Here is an 18544-nt window from a genome sequence, read left to right as displayed (position 1 = left end):
GGGGAACAGGATGAAGAATAAGAAAGTTATCTATTGGATTTTAGGCAGTGTAGTAACGATCGGGGCAGCGGCAGCCATCTTTTTTACAATAAAGGAGGATGATGCTGCTGCGACCGTAAACGGGGAAGAAATCAGCAGGGATGAGCTGCATGAGCGTCTCGTTGCCCAGTATGGGCAGGAGCTTCTGGATTCGCTGATCACCGAGAAAGTGATTGATCAGGAAGCGAAGAAAGAAAATGTGAAAGTGACACAGGAAGAAATTGATGAGGAAAAGGCTGTATATGCGGAGTCATACGGCGGTGAGGATGCTTTAAAGCAGACGCTCGAATCAAGCGGCCTCTCAATGGCTGATTTTGAGGAGGATATCGAATCCTACCTGGCAACCAAGAAGCTGCTGGAACCAAGGATTGAGATTTCAGAAGAAGCTATGAAAACCTATTTTGACGAAAACAAAGAAAGTTTTGCCCAGGAGGAACAGGTATCAGCGAGCCATATTTTAGTAGAGGATGAGGAAACGGCAAAGGAAGTCATCGGAAAACTGAATGATGGCGGTGATTTTGCGAAGCTTGCGGCTGAATACTCGACCGATGAAAGCAACAAAGATGCTGGCGGGGACCTCGGCTTTTTCGGAAAGGGAGATATGGTCGAGGAATTTGAAGAGGTCGCCTTCTCGCTGGAACCGGGAAAAATCAGCGATCCTGTTAAAACCGAATATGGCTATCACGTAATCAAAGTGGCAGAAAAGCAGGAAGCCAAAGAAGCAGCCTATGAAGATGTGAAAGAAGAGGTTAAAAATACATTATTTGAAACAGAGATGCAAACAGAATATACGGCTTGGCTGGAAGAAAAATTTGAAGAATATGAGATTAAGAACTATTTAGAGGGCTGAGGGGAAACTTGAGATGAATTTTTTAAAACGAGCGTTTTTAAGCGTGAAGGCCAGAAAAGGGAAAAGCATTCTGCAGATCTTCGTATTTACCGTGATTTGTGTATTAGTGCTGGCAGGTTTATCGATCCAGACAGCTGCCGAAAAGTCGGGAGATCTCGCCCGCCAAAAGCTGGGGGCAGATGTCACCCTGCAGGCTGATATGGAAAAACTGAGAGAGCAGGCGATGTCCCGGCAGCAGAGCAGAGGGGAGCGGATGCGTTTCCAGTCAGTTCCTGTCCCGCTTGATGCCGCAGAGGAACTGGCTTCTTATGACCAGATTAAAGGCTATAATTTCTACTCATCCACCACTGGGCTGGCCTTCGGTTTTGATCCGATTGAAAGCGACTCGGCTGCCTCTGACACATCTGAGGAAAGCGGTGAAGGGCAGGAGCCTGGGAGAGGCATGCCGGGCGGAATGATGCAGGGGGATGTGAGCCTGCAGGGGGTTGCATTTACAGACGCGGTTGCGGAGTTTATGGATGGGACCTCATCGATGGTTGAAGGAACCGGGATCACAGAGGAGCATATCGGTAAAAATGTCACGCTGATTGAACAGACATTGGCGGAAGAAAACGAGCTGGGAGTTGGCGATAAGATTACCGTCATCAACCCGCGTGATGAAACGGCTGAAATGGAGCTTGAAGTGATCGGAATCTATCAGACAGCTTCTGCCGGATCTGATCAGGCAATGGATTTTACAGCACTGAATCCTTATAACAAGCTGTATGTTCCATACACTGCTGCTGCAGCACTAAAGGGGTCTGACTATGAAAATACAATCGATAGCGCCATCTACTACATAGAGGATCCTGCCGATATGCAGGACTTTATCGATCAGGCAAAAGCAGAGAGCAGCATCGATTTCGAAACGTTCAAGCTTGATGCCGATGACCAGCTTTATCAGCAGATGGTCGGCCCGATTGAGAATGTAGCCGGATTTTCGAAAAATATTGTGTACCTGGTATCCATTGCCGGAGCAGTCATATTGGGTCTGATCGTCATGATGTTAATCCGTGAGCGGAAGTATGAAATGGGCGTCCTGCTGGCGATCGGGGAAACAAGGTGGAAGCTTGCAGGCCAGTTTATGGCGGAAATTTTAGTAGTGGCTGTGTTATCGCTCGGCATTGCCACAGCAAGCGGCAATGTGGTGGCGGGCCAGCTTGGCGACCAGCTCCTGAATCAGGAATTGGCATCAGCAGAACAGACGAATGCACCGGAGTCCTTCAGAGGAAGGGGCATGGGCGGCTTCGGTCCGGGTATGATGCAGACTCAGGAAACAGTGGAGACGGTAGATGAAATGAATGTTCAGGTGACACGAGAAGATCTTGGCTTCCTTGCACTAATTGGCCTCTTGATTGCGGCATTGTCGGCACTATTGCCTTCGTTAACCGTATTGCGCCTTCAGCCAAAAGCCATTCTAAGCAAGCAGGATTAAAAGGAGATGGAAAAATGAGTTCATTGCTGGAATTCAAAAATATCAGCTACTGGTATAAACATGAAAATAAAAAACACGATATCTTGAATAATATTAATGTGAGTTTTGAAAAAGGGAATTTTTACAGCATAATCGGGCCGTCCGGATCCGGGAAAACGACATTCCTTGCTCTGGCCAGTGCCCTGGATGTTCCGAAGGACGGAGAAGTGCTGTACGAAGGAAAGGATATCCGGAAAATTGGGCTGACGAGATTCCGAAATAAGTTTGTCTCCATTGTCTTTCAATCTTATAATCTGCTTCCGTATATGACGGCTCTGCAGAATGTATTGACCGCAATGGAGATTACCGGATCCTCTGCGAAAAATAAAAAGGTGATTGCTGTGGAGATGCTGAAGCGGGTCGGGATTTCTGAAATCCAGGCCCGGCAAAAAGTGCTTACTTTAAGCGGCGGCCAGCAGCAGCGTGTGTCCATTGCCCGGGCTTTGTGCTGTGACGCCGAACTGATTGTCGCGGACGAGCCGACCGGCAACCTGGACGAAGACACGGCCCAGGAGATTGTCGGTCTTTTACGGGCACTGGCACATGAAGAAGGGAAATGCGTGATCGTCGTTACGCATGATCCCGACATTGCGAGAGATTCGGATGTGGTTGTGAAGCTTTCAAAAGGGAGTATTACGGTTACAGCGAATGACCCCGAGCTGGTTTCGAATTGAAAAAGGTGCCTTTTCCTGAGGGAGGAGGCACCTTTTTTAAATTTTAAAACAGACGGTGGAATGGGAAGTGGCGCATTAATGAGCAAAATTTGATTGTAAAATGGAAGAGGGGCACACAAATCATGACAAGTGGGACATGAGTCTTTAATCATACAGCCCGCCCGTATACATTCTGGTCAGATTCACAATCACGTCATCCATCTGATACTTTTCCTCATTCATCACCAGCTCCCACATGAACATCTCATTTGAATAAAACCAGCCTCTCGCGGTAAGGGCCGGATCGAGTTGCTTTTTGGCAAGCTTTTGCGCCTGTGCGTAGCGGATATCGACTGAAATCCGCTCGATGAAGCGTTCGCGGATTCCGTACCATTTTTCCTCTATCTCAGGTGAGACGCCGATTGCCTCTTTTACGACCTTCATCATGTCCCGCTCATCCAAAGCCAGCCGCAGGAACAGCCTGACCTGCTTCTTAATATTTTCATAGGCCTCTTCTTTGGCCTGCGGCTTAAAGGGCATCTCTGCCACTTCGTAAAATTGGTTCATGAGATCTTCCATTAAGGTAATGAAAAGCTCATCTTTATTCTTAAAATAGACGTACGCCGTGCCGTAGCCTGTATTTGCTTTTTTGATCACTTGGGAGATGGTTGCTTTTTGGAAGCCATTTTCGAGAAAAACTTCTTTTCCGGCCTCGAGAAGCTTATGGCGTGTTTTCAGGGCCTGCTGCTGCCTTGCCGGCAATTGATCGATCGGATTCTTCATTTATTTCATTCCTTCGTTCAGTTTCTGGCAACTATACTGACATTATATCATTGACATAGTGTCAATCAAACCATATAATTTTCGTAAATAATTAATATTCTGAAAGGTTGGAAATCTATGGATTTTACAAGAGAGTATGCAATCGGACTGGATGCTGGGAATGAGCTGTCCTACCGGGAAGAGTTTTATATAAAAGAAGACGGAATTTATCTGGATGGCAATTCACTTGGACTGCTTTCAAAGCGTGCGGAAAAGTCACTCCTTGACCTGCTGGATTCCTGGAAGCACCATGCTATTGATGGCTGGACAGAAGGGGACAATCCCTGGTTCTATTTATCTGAAAAACTAGGAAAAGAATTGGCGCCAATCGTGGGAGCACATCCGGAGGAAGTTATTGTAAGCGGTTCCACAACCGTTAATCTGCATCAGCTTGTCTCGACTTTTTATAAGCCGCAAGGAAAAAGAACGAAGATACTGGCGGATGAATTGAATTTTCCGAGCGATATTTATGCGCTGCAAAGCCAGGTAAAGCTGAAGGGCTATGATCCTGATGAGCATCTTGTCCAGGTAAAAAGCGCGGATGGCCATACGCTGAAGGAAGAAGACATTGTCGCTGAGATGACAGATGAAATCGCGCTGATTGTCCTGCCGGGTGTTTTATACCGAAGCGGCCAGGTGCTGGATATGGAGTATCTGACTGCAGAAGCACATAAGCGCGGGATTGAGATTGGCTTTGACCTATGCCATTCGGTTGGATCTGTCCCGCATTCCCTAAGTGATTGGGATGTGGATTTCGCGTTCTGGTGCAACTATAAGCATCTGAATGGCGGACCTGGCTCGACGGGCGGATTGTTTGTGAACAAGCGCCATTTTGGCCAAGTGCCGGGACTTGCCGGCTGGTTCAGCTCCCGCAAGGATAAGCAGTTTGATATGGAACATGTGCTGACTGCTGCTGAAGATGCAGGCGCATATCAGATTGGAACTCCGAATATCTTTAGCATGGCGCCAATTATTGGATCACTCAGCATGTTTAATGAAGCTGGCATGGAAAGAATCCGCGAAAAATCACTTAAACTGACTGGCTATATGATTAAGCTGATTCAGCATGAGCTTGACGGACACGGATTTATCCTGCGCAACCCGCTTGATGAAAAGAGGCGCGGCGGCCATATTTATCTGGAGCACCCGGAAGCAGCAAGGATCTGCAAGGCGCTGAAGGCAGAGGGAGTTATCCCGGATTTCCGTGCCCCGAACGGAATCCGTCTGGCTCCGGTAGCGCTGTACAATACGTTTGAAGATGTCTGGAAAACAGTTCAGATCCTTAAAGGTATTATGGATCAAGAAAAATACAAGCAATTCGAAAATAAGCGGGGAGTCGTAGCATGATGAAAAAGGGATGGATCGATATTTCACAGCCGCTGACTAATGCCATTGCCCACTGGCCCGGAGATACGCCATTCAGCTATGAAACAGCTTTTACAAAAGAACAAACCGGCTCTGTCAATATTGGCAGGATTACGACCAGCCTGCATACCGGCACCCATGTCGATGCACCGTTCCATTTTAATGACGAAGGCGAAAAGATCTTGGACCTGGATATCGAGCTGTATATCGGGCCGGCGTGTGTGATAGATGTATCAGCCTATGAAACGGTGGATTCGGAAGTTCTGAAAGGATTTGATCTCGAAGGTGTGGAACGTGTTCTGCTCAGGACCTCGGTTCCGAATCATTCGGAAGTGTTTCCGAATCAGATCCCTGAACTGACCGAGGATATGGCAGACTACCTCGGCAGTAAAGGGGTGCGCCTGCTCGGAGTGGATGTGCCATCCGTCGATGCGCTCGACAGCAAAGAGATGGAAACACACCATGCTTTATATCGAAATGGCATTCATATTCTGGAAAATATCATGCTGGATGAGATAGAAGAAGGAAATTACGAGCTAATTGCCTTGCCGCTCCCAATAAAAGACGGAGATGGCAGCCCGGTGCGGGCGGTTATTCGGCCAATTTAAGCGGGGGAACGGCCAAAACCTCGAATTTATCGGCCAAACGCTAAACTTCTGCCTTGCTGGAAGTGCAGCAGCCAGCAGAAATAGCCTTTACCGGCCAATTTGAAGGAAATACCGGCCAAAAACGTACAATCACCGGCCAATTTCGATAAAATACCGGCCAAAATGCGGGTTTACCGGCCAAATGAAGTCCGGCTGCAATCCGCATCAGATATATCGGTCACTTTCCCAATATATCGGTCAGTCGCTGAAATAACAGGCACGGCCCGAATCGGGAACTACAAGAACAAATCTCAAGGAGGACATAACATGAAAGAAACACACCAGGACGTAAACGCGACAACCTCTGAAAAGAGCATCCATACAGATTTCACCAACAACATGACATACGGTGAATACCTGCAGCTCGACAAAATCCTATCCGCGCAAAACAGGCTTTCCGGACATCATGATGAGATGCTGTTTATCGTCATCCACCAGGTGAGCGAGCTGTGGATGAAGCTGATTCTTCATGAAATGGGTGCAGCCATTGAATCGATTGAAAACAATGATTTATCCACAGCACAGAAGCGATTGGCGCGCGTTTCGAAGACACAATCGCAGATTATTCAGGCATGGGATGTGCTGTCCACATTGACGCCATCCGAGTATATGGAGTTCCGCGATTCACTTGGCCAGGCATCTGGCTTCCAATCCTACCAGTATCGTATGGTAGAATTTGCGTTAGGCTATAAAACCGAGCATGTTCTGAAAATCTATCAAAAAGACCCGGATCTGCATGCAAAGTTAACGGAAGCGTTCGAAAAGCCGGGCCTATACGATGTAGCCATCCGCGCGCTTCATAAAGCAGGCCTGCCAGTTGATGAAGACATTCTGAACAGAGACGTAACCAGAACATATAAAGAAAATGATTCGGTCCGCGCAGCCTGGATGACGGTGTATAAAAATCCTGAAAAGTACTGGGAGTTATACGAGCTTGCGGAAAAACTTGTGGATATCGAAGATTGGCTTCAGCAGTGGCGCTTCCGCCATATGAAAACGGTGGAAAGAATCATCGGCTTCAAGATGGGAACAGGCGGTTCATCCGGTGTCGGTTATTTGAAAAAAGTATTGGATCAGCGCTTCTTCCCTGAACTTTGGGATATCCGCACAGAGTTATAATCTAGGATTTAAAGGGGAATCGGGGCCCGAAAGTCTTCCTGAATCGGGCCTTGCATAAAAATAGAGAACAGGGGGGTACTATGAGTACAAATCGAGAGCAATGGTCTTCTAAATTCGGCTTTATCATGTCCTCGGCCGGTGCCGCGATTGGCCTGGGAGCGATCTGGAAGTTCCCGTATGTAGCCGGAACGAGCGGAGGAGGCGCCTTTTTGCTGATGTTTATCGCGTTTACGATTTTGATTGGTCTTCCGATGCTCATTTCAGAGTTTATTATCGGACGCGGGGCACAGAAAGAAGCAGTGTCTGCCTATTATAAATTGGCTCCAAACAGTCCGTGGACCATTACCGGCAAGCTTGGCGTTGTCGGCTGCTTCCTGCTGCTGAGTTTTTATTCGGTTGTTGGGGGCTGGGTGCTGATTTATACAGTCCTGTCGATTGGCGGCCAAATCATTACGCCGGGCGCAGCCTATCCGGAACTGTTTGGCATGATTACATCCACGCCAAGCTGGACTCTAATGGGGCTGGCAGCTTTTCTGCTTATTAACATTGTGGTCATCACATTCGGAATCCAAAATGGGATTGAAGCTGCAAGCAAATATATGATGCCGCTATTATTCATCTTTTTTATCGTGCTTGTGGTACGCGCACTGACACTGGATGGTGCGATGGAAGGAGTCAAGTTCTTCCTGAACCCGGACTTCAGCAAAATCACTGGGGAATCGGCTCTTTATGCATTGGGACAGTCGTTCTTTGCACTGGCAGTCGGCTTCTCATGCATGGTCACTTACAGTTCGTATCTGGATAAAAAAGTAAGCATCCCAAATTCAGCGGGCTCTGTTGTCATCATGAACATTATTATCTCTGTTTTGGCAGGATTGGCGATTTTCCCGGTTGTGTTTGCATTCGGTTTTGAACCGGCGGAAGGCCCGGGGCTTCTTTTCATGGTCCTGCCGGCCGTCTTTTCACAGATCCCATTAGGGGAAATGTTTCTGGCAATCTTTCTGCTGCTTTTCTTATTTGCCACTTTGACATCATCGTTCAGCATGCTGGAAATCATCGTCTCTGCATTCATCGAGAACGGAAAGCATTCCCGGAAAAAAATCTCCTGGATCTCCGGCATTGTCATGTTCGCCGCCGGGATTCCTGCTGCGCTGTCGTTCAGCCTGCTTGGGGACTTCACCATTTTCGGGAAAAATATATTTGATGCAACCGACTACCTTGTCAGCAACATCCTTCTTCCTCTCGGCTGCCTGCTGATTGCCCTCTTTATTTCTTTAAGAATGGACAAACAGCTAGTAAAAGAGGAATTTCTGCTCGGCAGCGATATTTCTCCAGCCATGTACACAGCGTGGAACATCCTTATGAAAGTATTGGTCCCTGCTACTATTGTTGTTGTGTTTATCAGCACATCCGGAATTTTTTAAAAAGAAGCGCCAAGTCCTGGCGCTTTTTTTCAGTAATTTTAAAAAAAAATCAAATTAAAGGTTTATGGGCAAATTAGAAAGGGTATTAAAATTTTGGGGTCTGATAAAAGGGTGCTATTATCTTCCATATTAAGTTCAAGAAGGATTTTCCATGATTAAAACGAAAGTGTATAGTATATAAAACAAAGGGGCGTATGCTTAAAATGGAAGCAACTTACAAAGAAACTAAGGATATAGCAGAATTTATTGTTGTGAATCGTGAGAATTTTCAAGCGAAATTACTGTCCGAGGCTGTAAATGTTGCCTCTAAAATCAATGAAATTCTGCAAAGAGGCAATATCGATCTTTTAAAAAATGCCGAGAGGCTGGCTTTATATGTTGTCGAAAATGAAGAAGAAGAGCTGATTGCCTTTGCCAGGCAGGAAGGTGTTGCCTGGGCCGAGCATTCCCTGACACTTTCATTTAAGCTGGAATGGGTACAGGCGATCCGGCGTACTTTGTGGCACTTCTTATTCCAATACGACAAAATTAAAGGGAGGAATAGAGTAGGAGAGGACTTTTATAATCTGGAAAAGAATGTAAATGACCATGTTGACCAATTTTTAAATAACTTCTTCATCAGCTACTCTGATTATAAAGATGAGATGCTTAAATCACAGCGCAAACTGGTTGAGCATTTGTCAGTGCCGATTATCCCAGTCAGCACTTCTGTTGCTGTTCTGCCGCTGATTGGCATGATTGATTCCTACCGGATTCAGACGATTGAAGAGAAAGTTCTGATGGATATCTCATCCATTAAAATCCAGACCTTAATCATGGATCTCTCCGGAATTGCCGATATGGAAATTGATGTCATTGTACACTTCAAAAAGATCCTCAGCGGCATCAAAATGATGGGATGCGAGGCGGTTCTTACAGGCCTTCGTGCTGAACTTGTCCGAAAAATGATCCATGCCGGCGTTTCATTCGAAAATCAGGCGGAAACAAAGGGAACATTGCAGCAGACTTTAAAAGAATATCTAGGGAATGAATCGAAATAAATACAACATATCACAATGCCTGGTGCTGTCCAATTGGGATGGCGGCAGGCATTTTTTAGCGGAGGAATCCAGCATGAAAAATTTTGATGAAATAATCAACATCCATACAAGCGGTGACCAAATAGGATTCCATAAATCTTTCCACTACCACCGCTACGAGCCAACTCCATATCAAGGCCTGGAAAAACTGTTCAGTGAATACGGGTTAAGAAGCAGCGACCGCCTGGTGGATTTCGGCTGCGGCAAAGGCAGGCTGCCTTTTTATATTCACCATACATTTCGGGCATCTGCTGCCGGCGTGGAGATGAGTGAGGACTTTTACCGTGAGGCACTGGAAAACCTGCGGACTTACAAAGGAGAAAAAGCCAGAATCAGCTTTCAGTGCATCCTGGCTCAGGAGTATGAAATAACACCGCAGGACAGCCACTTTTACTTTTTCAATCCGTTTTCGGTGAAGATCTTTATGAAAGTCGTCAACAGCATCCTGCTCTCAGCCGAAGAGAACCCGCGCAAAATGGACATCATCTTATACTACCCTTCAGAAGATTATATTTTTTATCTGGAAAACAGCACCCCGTTTGAGCTGATAAAAGAGGTGGTCCTCGAGGGCGATGAAAATGAGCGTTTTTTGGTCTATCGGTTTAATCAAACGTTTGATTGAACCCCCCAGCCATATTGGAGGGGGAATTTCTTTTATCGAACAGGCCTTGATTCCGGTTCTCTTTCATATTCACGGCTCGGTTTAAAGAGGAGTCCCAGATTGATCAATCCGGCAATTCCCACTAAACCATAGATTATTCTTGATAAAACTGCATCCTGTCCTCCGAATAAGCTGGCAACTAAATCAAATTGGAAAAACCCAATCAGCCCCCAATTGATGGCTCCAATAATCGTCAGTACAAGTGCAATGCGCTGGAAACCGTTCATGTTCATAGCCTCCTCGTGTAAAAAAAATTTTCCAGGGTGCTGCATCGGGACAAACCGTCACAGCTTTAGTCCCGATGCTTTTCCTGCTGTCTATTAGGAGATTACCCGGATATTGAGGGGACAAACAATTTTCAGAGAGTTAGAGATGAAAGAATATGAAAAGGGTGCCCCATCCAGGGCACCCTTTTCATATGTCTAACACAAGCAGCCTCCCCCTCGAGTGTCGGGGTGGACAAGGCGCGTGCGCTTTTCTGCTTACTTCGCACTCAAACGTCTGATACGCTCATCCAAATCCGGATGCGTCGAGAACAGTGAAGCTTTGCTTCTGTTATTAATTTTCAAAGTGGAGATCGCTGTCTGCTCTTCACCCTTGATGCGGCTGGAGTAGGCCTTCAGCATCTGCAGGGCATGTGTCATTTTGTCTTTGCCGGCAAGGTCAGCACCCCCGCGGTCCGCATGGAACTCACGGTGGCGGGAGTAGGCGAAGACCACAAGGCTTCCAAGGATTGAAAAGGCGATTTGGAACACGATTACAGCTATAAAGTGTACAATCGGCGCCATTTCTTCTCTGACAAAACGGGATGCCACCCAGGCTGCGATTCGAGCAAGGAAGACAACGAATGTGTTGACAACCCCCTGGAGAAGGGTCATGGTGACCATGTCTCCGTTCGCGATGTGTGCGACCTCATGGGCGATGACACCTTCAATGGCATCGTCATCCATTTCCTGGAGCAATCCAGTTGAAACCGCCACAAGAGAGCGTTTTTTCGTAGGACCTGTTGCAAAAGCGTTCACTTCAGGGGAATGGTAGATTCCCACTTCAGGCATATGTGTTAAGCCTGCTGCTCTTGATAGGCGATGAACTTTTTCCACGATGTCGCGTTCAGCTGCTGAAAGGGAACTATTCGGATCCAGCACCTGAACATTCATCATTCTCTTGGCCATCCAGCGGGACATCCACAGGGAAATGAAGGAGCCAGTGAAACCAATTACGGCACTGACCACAAGCAATGCGCCGAAATCAATGCCGCCCTGGGCATTGATGTAATTACCTCCGCCAATCAGCGAGAAAATAATACTGATGGTCAATAGAACCAGCACGTTCGTCAATAAAAAGTAAAAAATACGTTTACCCATTTCCTCACCCTTTAATCTATTTTGAGTTCATATGAACTTGTCATCTGACTATATAATACAATTTTTCGATTAAAATGACAAGTAAAAACTAGGCGGTAAGGAAATAGACGTTGACTGTTATCATGTAAACCATTAGGATGAAAGCATCGAAAAGAGAACGCAGGGGCTGATTATCTTGGAATTATTCCAGCTATCGAGGAAAAGCATGGCTGATTTCCTTCTGTCGCTGAAGGGGGAAGGGGGGCATTCACCCAAACAAATTCTCCAGCAGGCATGGGGGGCCGCTCATGAAAAGAAAGGAATATCAACGGAAGCTTTTCTGGATACCAAAATGCCGGCTATATTTGAAAAGTTGCTGCGGGCAGATTTGCAGAAAATCGGCTTTTCCATCAATGAAATTGTCGCACTGGGAAACCAGATTGAATTTACCCATCTATCTTCGACTGCTGTGCAAAACTGGGTGAAGCGGGATGTTAAGGACCTGATAGGCAGTCCGCAGCTCGGCAAGAAATATTCGGCCGACCAGGCTGCCATGCTTTTTATCGTGGAGGATCTGAAAGCGACGCTTGATTTCGATTCGATCCGAAAAATTCTTGCCCTCCTTTTTAATGATCTGGATGACCGCACAGACGACCTGATTGGGCCGATCCCTTTTTATTCTGCTTACGCGGCCATTTTTGAAAAAGTCCATCAGCACAATGGTGCCGAAAAAAGCATATACGATCAGACAGAACAGTGCATCAAAAAAGAAGCATTGAAAACAATGGAGAGTTTCCAGGATTTTACTGAAAACCAGAAAGACATCGTTTCCAATATTCTTGTAACGGCTTCACTGACAGTTTTATCGGCCTACTACAAGTCGCTGACAAAGAAATATGTAACAGCTACCTTATTTTTAAATGGGTAAGCCAAGAAAACATCGCAACTAGAGGGCGATGTTTTTTTGTGCTCTTGTTTTATAAAGTGATATTGATGATCATTATTGATAGAAAGAACAGGAGTGTTAGAAATAAATACTGATTGCTTTGCGTTAGAAGACCTCATATTCAGGCTGAGAAAAATAGAAATATAAAAGAAGAAATGCAGTGGCAGCTGGAGGATCAGTTTACCAATCAGCATATATTGCTCGCCGTTGTGAACGGAGCGGGAGATTTAACGATCGAAAAGGACCGCTTCCGGTTTAAGGAGAATAAGGGATATTGGATTCCCCGCCGGAGTTCACTTTTGAAATCACAGAAGATTCTCCGGAAGCCATGGCCAAGGAGCGGGGGAGCGGGAAATTCCTGCAATTTATTGAACAGGAACTGAAGCCGAAGGTGAATGAAATGTTTGAGGCTGATCCTGCGAGGCACATCTTCTTTGGCCATTCCTTAGGGTGACTGTTTGGTCTGTATGCGCTTTTTACAAAGCCGGAAGCTTTTCATAGCTATATGATTAGCAGCCCAACCATTTGGTGGAATCAGCAATGTATTTTGGAGCTGGAACCGAATTCATAGACCGATTGAGAGATGGCAATCTTAAAATCTATTTTTCAGCCGGAGCTCAGGAAAAACGATTCATGGTGGAGGATGTAAAGGAATTGGCAGAGCGCTTAACCCTCTTGAAGGATTCACGGCTTGATATTATGCTGGATATCGCCGAGGGGGAAAAAAACCATATCTCTGTAGTGCCTGCCGCTTTAAGCAGGTCTTTGAGATTTGTGTTAAAACCATAAAAGTACAAGTACCTTAACGGTTGTTGCTTTTGAGGTTTTTTATATTTAAATGGAGAATAGATGCGGTTCAAATTCTATCAAAAATAAAATATATGATAAAAATGAATTGAAAAACGAGCTGAACTGTTTTATTCTTATTGATAATGATAATCATTTACACTTGATGTTGATAGAAAAATATGATGGAGATGAAAACCAGTGAAAAAAACGAAGTTTATATTAATTGTCATCACACTGTTGTTAGCGTGTACTTTATCTGCCTGCGGAGAAAGCTCAGGCAAAACATCAGGGGCAAGCGCTGACTCTGGCACAAGGACATACCATGGAGAAGATGGAGATGTCCAGGTTCCTGCCAAGCCTAAAAGGGTGGCGGTATTGGCACATATCTATGTGGGGAATGTATTGAAGCTTGGAATTACCCCTGTTGCCGTGAATGAATGGGTAAAAGGAAACAAATTTTTCGGGGATAAACTAGAAAATACAGAAGTTGTTGCGGAAGGGTCCATCGAAAAGTTAATAGAATTGGAGCCAGATTTAATTATTGCTTTTTCGTCTGATAAGAATCTAAAGAAATACTCGGAAATTGCTCCAACTGTTGCCCTGACAAATACAGAGTACGATTATTTACAGCAGCATATTGAAATTGGGAAAATTGTAGGGAAAGAAAATGAAGCAGAAAAATGGGTAGAAGAATGGACTGAAAAAGCTAAAGAAGAAAAGGAAAAGGTAAGAGCTGCCATTGGTGAGGATGTAACTGTAACAGTACTCGAAACAATGGGAAAAGAAACATATATTTACGGAAAGAATTGGGGACGGGGAACGGAAATCATTTATCAGGCCCTTGGAATTCAGGCACCTGATAAGGTAGAAAAGGATGTGTTTGGACCCGGCTATAAATCCATATCGACTGAGTTAATCCCAGAATACGCCGGTGACATTATGTTTGTTGGAACAGGAGATGAAACAGGGAAGGGATCCTTTATGGATACAAGCGTATGGCAGGAAATACCTGCTGTACAAAACAACAAGGTGATAGAATTTGATTCCGAATCATTTTGGTTTAACGATGCCATTTCCCTTGAAAATCAGCTGGAATTTATAGTGAATGAATTAACTAAAGGAAAATAATAGCGGCATTCCAATCGATTAATCCTATATTGGCGAGTATGCAAAATAAGAATAGGAAGAGGAAGCGATTCGCTCCCTGGTTGAAATCTATAACGGAATAAAGCCTCAGCGGTTCATGCCGCCTGAGGCTTCTTCTATCTCTTTCTATCGGATGTGCATTGTGATATACATAATACAAAATATTATTTAAAAAAGCATTGACCGTGTGGTGCACCCCACAGTTTAAGATAAATGGGAGGAAGCGATGTACAAGATCAGCGAGTTTTCGGAAATGACCGGGTTAACGAAGGAAACATTGCGATATTACGCAGAAGTGAAGCTGCTGGAGCCTGCTTTTATTGACTCAAAAAACAATTACCGGTATTACGATGACGGCAGCTATTTTTTGGCTATTCTGTTAATAAAACTAAGAAGACTAGGTTTCACCATTCAGGAAATGATTTCCGTGATGGAGGATGAATCATTCGCCAATCTGGAAGCATTGCTGCTGCAAAAAAGAAAACTGATCGAGAAACAAATGGAAGAGCTTCAAGGCCAAATAGATGAAATCGATGCCTTTTTGGAATCGGGGAAGGAGGAAGAATCGTGATTCAATGGAAAGAAGAAATCATGATTGAAAGGAATATTGAAAAGGTGTGGAGGTTGTTTTCCGACCAGCACATAAAGAAAATCATGCCCAAGGTCGAAGAGCACACCCTGATCGAAAAAAGGGAACATGAAACAGGGGCAAAGCACAGGCAAACCTACAGAGAAGGCAAGCGCCAGGAAACTTATATTGTCGAAACGCTGGCATATGAGAATGCAGAGGATAAAAAGCATAAGCAGATCCATTTTGTATTGGGAAAGGCCTTTGAAATCACCCTCTCATTTACGCTGGTCAAAATCGATGACTCCCATACCAGGTTTATTTATGAAGGGGAAAATAAAGGGGTTAACTTCGTAGGAAGGGCCATGCTGAAGCTTGGCGGCGATAAAAACAACCTGAAAGTGGTTGAAGAATTTTTGCAGAAGGTTCGCGAAGAAGCATTCAAGTTATAATAAAAAACACCGCCGGCTCATACCAGCGATGTTTTATCTATTAAACTTCCCGTCTCATTGCCTTCAGCACATCCACTTGTGTCGCGCGCTTGGCCGGACGCCAGCCTGAGAAGATGGTAACTGTCAGACAAATCGCCACACTGATCAATGTCAGGGACCACGGAATGTAGGAAAGCATGAGGCCCTCAGGCGGGGCTTCCTCAAATACTCTTTCCAGCACGAGCGGAAGGGCCAGGTTGACCGCATAGCTGATTCCATAAGCAACAATCGTCCCAAACAGGGCGCCAAGCAGGCCGATATAGCTGCTTTCAAGGACAAAGATCCGCTTAATCGTTTTCGGATGGGCGCCGATCGCTTTCATGATCCCGATATCGGGGGCGCGCTCCGTAACGGCCATCGTCATCGTATTATAAATGCCGATGGAGGCAATGATCAAAGCAATGGTACCGATGAAGAGAAGACCGATTTTTAAAATCGTAAAAACCATATTAATCTGCTTCATCTCGTTCACGATGGAATAAACCATATAATTGCCGTCTTTCAATTGGTCATTGATGCCTGTGACAGCCTCGACATCTTTAGCGTAAAGGCTGACAGTATCGTATATTCGGCCAGTATCCTCGGAAGCTCCCTCCACTTGCTCCGGACTGCCGGCAGGTGTACCGGTGAATGCTTCCACTTCCTTAAAAATATCTTCGGAAATGAAGACCGTGCGGATCTGCATCCATTCTTTAGAAGGCTTTTTCGTGACCCCGGTTATGGTTAGGGGAATGGACTTTTTGATTTCCTTGCCATCCTCCATTTTGATAACTTCCATTTCAATCGTCTTTCCGACTAACTCACCCTTGTAGGCGTATTCTTCTTTTATCGTTCCATCCTCATTAAAGGCATTCTCTCCTTCTTTCGGCTCCAGAGACAGACCATCCGCAAAGGAGGAGCCAACCACCACTTCATTCCCTTTTTCCGGGAGTCTTCCTTCAGAAAGCTCGAATCCTGCTTTCACTTCTTCCGGGAAATAGGCCGAAACAGCTTCTGATTGAGAGGTATAATCCCCTGTTTTAAAGATCGGGCTTTGCTGCAGAGATTGCCTGCGGGTAACTGCTTTTACCCCGGTGATTTCTTGAAAATGTTTGATATCTTCATCTTTGATGCCCTGGAAATTTCCTTCGCCCGCTTCCTTGCCGTGAACCTGGACTTCCGTAACAAGGCTGTCTTCCATTACATCCTGGATGATCGATTTATGAAGCCCGAATCCGACCGATGCCAGCACAATCAGAAAGGTACATCCAATCGCTGTGGCTAAAATCGTCATAAACAGCCTTGTTTTATTCTTTTTCATATTTTGCCTTACAAATCTGAATTGATCTTTTAAATTCATGCCAATACACCCTCCATAACCCTTCCATCTGTGATTTCAATTGTCTTATGGCCGATGGCTGCCACTTTTTCGTCGTGCGTAATAATCAGAAACGTGATGCCCAGATCCCGGTTCAGCTCTTGAATGAACTGCAGCAGCTCGTTTTCTGTTTCACTGTCCAGGCTGCCTGTCGGTTCATCAGCCAGAATGAGGGGAGGATTTACCACAAGCGCCCGGGCGATGCTGACGCGCTGCTGCTGTCCGCCGGAAAGCTCACTTGGATAATGATCTTTATATTCGATAAGGCCTACCCGCTTTAACGTCTCTTCCGTCTTCTGCTGTCTTTCCTTTTCAGTCATCCCTTTGAGAATGAGAGGGAGCTCGACATTTTGGTAAGCCGTCATGCTCGGAATCAGCTGAAAGCTCTGGAAAATGAATCCGAGATTCGCCAGGCGGAAATCAGCGAATTTGCCTTCGTTATAGTCACTGACCTTTTCACCCTGTATCCAGACCTCCCCATGCTTTGGCTTAATAAAACCGCTGATGATATTCAAGAGCGTCGACTTCCCGGATCCGCTCCTGCCCACAATCGTGACAATCTCGCCTTTTTCCACTGAAAAAGAAACATCCTCCAATACCGGAATTACCGTCTTCTTTTCTTTTTTGCCAATCTCAAACGCATGGCTTAATTCTCTAACTTCTATCACGCAATAACCTTCCTTCTAAAAAAGTGTCTGCAATCTAGACGTACGAAAGGGCACTTTCGGCTTCAAAAAAATATAAAATAATTTTTGGTGACAGGCACCACCCGAATTTTGTTGAATCAATTCCGTCCGGTTTGAATATTTTGAATTTTAAAAGAGATAGAGCTACTATGAGTAGTAGTGACACTGTAAAAAAGGAGGAAATGTTATTGGAGCAGACACTTATTAAAGCTGATGATTATGTAACACTATGGGGAATTATTGTGGTATGGGCCTCGGCAAGCATCTATCTGGAGCAGCGTTACAGCTGGGCAGCAAAAATTTCAGGGGCGATTGTTGCCCTGATTGGCGCCATCATTCTATCCAATACCGGCATTATTCCGACAGCATCACCTGTATACGATGCAGTCTGGACTTTTATCATTCCGCTTGCGATCCCATTGCTTCTTTTTCATGTGAAGATTAAAAGAATCTGGCAGGAAAGCGGCCGTCTGCTGATTATCTTTCTGATCAGCTCCATCGGGACAGTGGCAGGGGTGATCATCAGCTTCTTCTTGCTGAAAGATCATATACCTGTCCTTGATAAACTAGGAGCCATGCTCAGCGCGTCCTATATTGGCGGCGGGGTAAACTTCGCGGCCATGGCGGCAAAGTTCAAGACGCCTGGAGAAATGGTATCAGCCGCAGTTGTCGCCGATAATTTAATGATGGCCATTTACTTCGTCGTTCTGATGATGGTACCGGCCATTGGCTTTTTCCGGCGCCGGTTTAAAACGCCGCATGTAGACCAGGTGGAAAGCGGCAGTATAGGAGTAGAGGGGAAGACACTTGCGGAAAGCTTTTGGAAGCGAAAGGACATCTCCTTAAAGGATATCGCGTTATCCGTCGGAACAGCTTTTTTGCTGGTGATTGTTTCATTTAAAGTTGCTGAATTCCTGGACTCCGCCATTCCTTCCGGGGATGACGTTTCTTTCTTTATCAATCTCGTAAACGGGCTGTTTGGAGACAAGTATTTGATGCTGACCACTCTGACGTTCCTGGTATTGGCCATGTTTCCGAGGTACTTC

The 18544-nt window shown here is 45.4% G+C and carries 21 protein-coding genes; 16 read left to right on the top strand and 5 right to left on the bottom strand.

The window, feature by feature from the left end:
* Window positions 1–10: 10 nt before the first annotated feature.
* The 3 genes from MKY20_RS27665 to MKY20_RS27655 are packed head-to-tail and all read left to right on the top strand — an operon-like array spanning window position 11 to window position 3076.
* The gene (locus MKY20_RS27665) at window positions 11–889 is read left to right on the top strand and encodes a peptidylprolyl isomerase (protein WP_009335123.1); all 879 of its coding nucleotides are present in this window, start codon (window positions 11–13) and stop codon (window positions 887–889) included.
* A gap of 13 nt (window positions 890–902) precedes the next feature.
* Window positions 903–2363, top strand: coding sequence for an ABC transporter permease (locus MKY20_RS27660; protein ID WP_019379377.1), 1461 nt, complete (start codon window positions 903–905; stop codon window positions 2361–2363).
* Between the two features lie 14 nt (window positions 2364–2377).
* Window positions 2378–3076: an ABC transporter ATP-binding protein gene (locus tag MKY20_RS27655; RefSeq protein WP_019379376.1), complete on the top strand. Its 699-nt coding sequence runs from the start codon at window positions 2378–2380 to the stop codon at window positions 3074–3076.
* A gap of 144 nt (window positions 3077–3220) precedes the next feature.
* On the opposite strand, the gene MKY20_RS27650 is transcribed toward MKY20_RS27655, so the two are convergent.
* On the bottom strand, window positions 3221–3838 hold the full coding sequence (locus tag MKY20_RS27650; protein ID WP_019379375.1) for a TetR/AcrR family transcriptional regulator: 618 nt from the start codon (window positions 3836–3838) through the stop codon (window positions 3221–3223).
* Between the two features lie 117 nt (window positions 3839–3955).
* Here MKY20_RS27650 and kynU point away from each other — a divergent pair, with 117 nt between their 5' ends.
* The 6 genes from kynU to MKY20_RS27620 all read left to right on the top strand — a co-directional run bounded on the left by kynU (window position 3956) and on the right by MKY20_RS27620 (window position 10133).
* Complete coding sequence (gene kynU / locus MKY20_RS27645) at window positions 3956–5224, top strand: kynureninase (protein ID WP_019379374.1); 1269 nt, start codon at window positions 3956–3958, stop codon at window positions 5222–5224.
* Window positions 5221–5850 (top strand): arylformamidase, encoded by a 630-nt coding sequence (gene kynB, locus MKY20_RS27640; RefSeq protein WP_019379373.1) that lies wholly within the window; start codon window positions 5221–5223, stop codon window positions 5848–5850. Before kynU ends, kynB begins: the two co-directional genes overlap by 4 nt.
* A 306-nt stretch (window positions 5851–6156) precedes the next feature.
* On the top strand, window positions 6157–7008 hold the full coding sequence (gene kynA / locus MKY20_RS27635; RefSeq protein ID WP_019379372.1) for a tryptophan 2,3-dioxygenase: 852 nt from the start codon (window positions 6157–6159) through the stop codon (window positions 7006–7008).
* A gap of 80 nt (window positions 7009–7088) precedes the next feature.
* Window positions 7089–8432 (top strand): sodium-dependent transporter, encoded by a 1344-nt coding sequence (locus tag MKY20_RS27630; protein WP_019379371.1) that lies wholly within the window; start codon window positions 7089–7091, stop codon window positions 8430–8432.
* A 203-nt stretch (window positions 8433–8635) separates the two neighbouring features.
* Window positions 8636–9472 carry an STAS domain-containing protein gene (locus MKY20_RS27625; RefSeq protein WP_009335115.1) on the top strand — a complete coding sequence of 279 codons (837 nt, stop codon included), beginning with the start codon at window positions 8636–8638 and terminating at the stop codon, window positions 9470–9472.
* Window positions 9473–9545: 73 nt separating this feature from the next.
* Window positions 9546–10133: a class I SAM-dependent methyltransferase gene (locus MKY20_RS27620; RefSeq protein WP_251174035.1), complete on the top strand. Its 588-nt coding sequence runs from the start codon at window positions 9546–9548 to the stop codon at window positions 10131–10133.
* A 32-nt stretch (window positions 10134–10165) separates the two neighbouring features.
* Here the strand turns inward: MKY20_RS27620 and MKY20_RS27615 are convergent, their stop codons facing one another.
* Together MKY20_RS27615 and htpX are read right to left on the bottom strand one after the other, a co-directional pair.
* Window positions 10166–10399, bottom strand: coding sequence for a DUF378 domain-containing protein (locus tag MKY20_RS27615; RefSeq protein WP_009335113.1), 234 nt, complete (start codon window positions 10397–10399; stop codon window positions 10166–10168).
* Between the two features lie 255 nt (window positions 10400–10654).
* A complete protein-coding gene (gene htpX / locus MKY20_RS27610) occupies window positions 10655–11536 on the bottom strand; it encodes a protease HtpX (RefSeq protein ID WP_009335112.1) in 882 nt (293 codons plus the stop codon).
* Window positions 11537–11711: 175 nt separating this feature from the next.
* Here htpX and MKY20_RS27605 point away from each other — a divergent pair, with 175 nt between their 5' ends.
* From MKY20_RS27605 to MKY20_RS27580, 6 genes are all read left to right on the top strand, one after another.
* The gene (locus MKY20_RS27605) at window positions 11712–12443 is read left to right on the top strand and encodes a DUF1836 domain-containing protein (RefSeq protein ID WP_019379369.1); all 732 of its coding nucleotides are present in this window, start codon (window positions 11712–11714) and stop codon (window positions 12441–12443) included.
* Window positions 12444–12735: 292 nt separating this feature from the next.
* Entirely contained in the window at window positions 12736–12915 is a 180-nt protein-coding gene (locus tag MKY20_RS27600; protein WP_019379368.1) for a hypothetical protein, read from the top strand.
* An 86-nt stretch (window positions 12916–13001) separates the two neighbouring features.
* Entirely contained in the window at window positions 13002–13250 is a 249-nt protein-coding gene (locus MKY20_RS27595; RefSeq protein WP_019379367.1) for a hypothetical protein, read from the top strand.
* 198 nt (window positions 13251–13448) lie between these two features.
* Window positions 13449–14378, top strand: coding sequence for an iron-hydroxamate ABC transporter substrate-binding protein (locus MKY20_RS27590; RefSeq protein ID WP_019379365.1), 930 nt, complete (start codon window positions 13449–13451; stop codon window positions 14376–14378).
* Between the two features lie 244 nt (window positions 14379–14622).
* A complete protein-coding gene (locus tag MKY20_RS27585) occupies window positions 14623–14967 on the top strand; it encodes a MerR family transcriptional regulator (protein ID WP_019379364.1) in 345 nt (114 codons plus the stop codon).
* A complete protein-coding gene (locus MKY20_RS27580; RefSeq protein ID WP_341004438.1) occupies window positions 14964–15416 on the top strand; it encodes an SRPBCC family protein in 453 nt (150 codons plus the stop codon). The genes MKY20_RS27585 and MKY20_RS27580 overlap by 4 nt, the downstream gene beginning before the upstream one ends.
* A gap of 40 nt (window positions 15417–15456) precedes the next feature.
* Here MKY20_RS27580 and MKY20_RS27575 read toward each other — a convergent pair whose 3' ends face one another.
* The gene (locus MKY20_RS27575; RefSeq protein WP_009335104.1) at window positions 15457–16794 is read right to left on the bottom strand and encodes an ABC transporter permease; all 1338 of its coding nucleotides are present in this window, start codon (window positions 16792–16794) and stop codon (window positions 15457–15459) included.
* Complete coding sequence (locus MKY20_RS27570) at window positions 16791–17480, bottom strand: ABC transporter ATP-binding protein (protein WP_019379362.1); 690 nt, start codon at window positions 17478–17480, stop codon at window positions 16791–16793. The genes MKY20_RS27575 and MKY20_RS27570 overlap by 4 nt, the downstream gene beginning before the upstream one ends.
* 206 nt (window positions 17481–17686) lie before the next feature.
* On the opposite strand from MKY20_RS27570, the gene MKY20_RS27565 reads away from it, so the two are divergent.
* The coding region (locus MKY20_RS27565; RefSeq protein WP_341004437.1) for a DUF819 family protein at window positions 17687–18544 on the top strand (858 nt) is incomplete at its 3' end.

It is taken from the genome of Cytobacillus sp. FSL W8-0315, from assembly GCF_038002905.1.
GTDB classification, from domain to species: Bacteria; Bacillota; Bacilli; order Bacillales; family Cytobacillaceae; genus Cytobacillus; species Cytobacillus pseudoceanisediminis.
Note: the sequence above shows the minus strand (reverse complement) of the source record. Positions and strands in the feature narration are given on the sequence as shown.

What these genes read in the sequence shown, in the direction of transcription:
- kynA (WP_019379372.1), top strand. Translation starts at nt 6,157, where the DNA reads ATGAAAGAAACACACCAGGACGTAAACGCGACAACCTCTGAAAAGAGC.
- MKY20_RS27575 (WP_009335104.1), bottom strand. Translation starts at nt 16,794, where the DNA reads ATGAATTTAAAAGATCAATTCAGATTTGTAAGGCAAAATATGAAAAAG.
- MKY20_RS27650 (WP_019379375.1), bottom strand. Translation starts at nt 3,838, where the DNA reads ATGAAGAATCCGATCGATCAATTGCCGGCAAGGCAGCAGCAGGCCCTG.
- MKY20_RS27630 (WP_019379371.1), top strand. Translation starts at nt 7,089, where the DNA reads ATGAGTACAAATCGAGAGCAATGGTCTTCTAAATTCGGCTTTATCATG.
- kynB (WP_019379373.1), top strand. Translation starts at nt 5,221, where the DNA reads ATGATGAAAAAGGGATGGATCGATATTTCACAGCCGCTGACTAATGCC.
- MKY20_RS27625 (WP_009335115.1), top strand. Translation starts at nt 8,636, where the DNA reads ATGGAAGCAACTTACAAAGAAACTAAGGATATAGCAGAATTTATTGTT.
- MKY20_RS27660 (WP_019379377.1), top strand. Translation starts at nt 903, where the DNA reads ATGAATTTTTTAAAACGAGCGTTTTTAAGCGTGAAGGCCAGAAAAGGG.
- kynU (WP_019379374.1), top strand. Translation starts at nt 3,956, where the DNA reads ATGGATTTTACAAGAGAGTATGCAATCGGACTGGATGCTGGGAATGAG.
- MKY20_RS27665 (WP_009335123.1), top strand. Translation starts at nt 11, where the DNA reads ATGAAGAATAAGAAAGTTATCTATTGGATTTTAGGCAGTGTAGTAACG.
- MKY20_RS27585 (WP_019379364.1), top strand. Translation starts at nt 14,623, where the DNA reads ATGTACAAGATCAGCGAGTTTTCGGAAATGACCGGGTTAACGAAGGAA.
- htpX (WP_009335112.1), bottom strand. Translation starts at nt 11,536, where the DNA reads ATGGGTAAACGTATTTTTTACTTTTTATTGACGAACGTGCTGGTTCTA.
- MKY20_RS27595 (WP_019379367.1), top strand. Translation starts at nt 13,002, where the DNA reads ATGTATTTTGGAGCTGGAACCGAATTCATAGACCGATTGAGAGATGGC.
- MKY20_RS27620 (WP_251174035.1), top strand. Translation starts at nt 9,546, where the DNA reads ATGAAAAATTTTGATGAAATAATCAACATCCATACAAGCGGTGACCAA.
- MKY20_RS27615 (WP_009335113.1), bottom strand. Translation starts at nt 10,399, where the DNA reads ATGAACGGTTTCCAGCGCATTGCACTTGTACTGACGATTATTGGAGCC.
- MKY20_RS27655 (WP_019379376.1), top strand. Translation starts at nt 2,378, where the DNA reads ATGAGTTCATTGCTGGAATTCAAAAATATCAGCTACTGGTATAAACAT.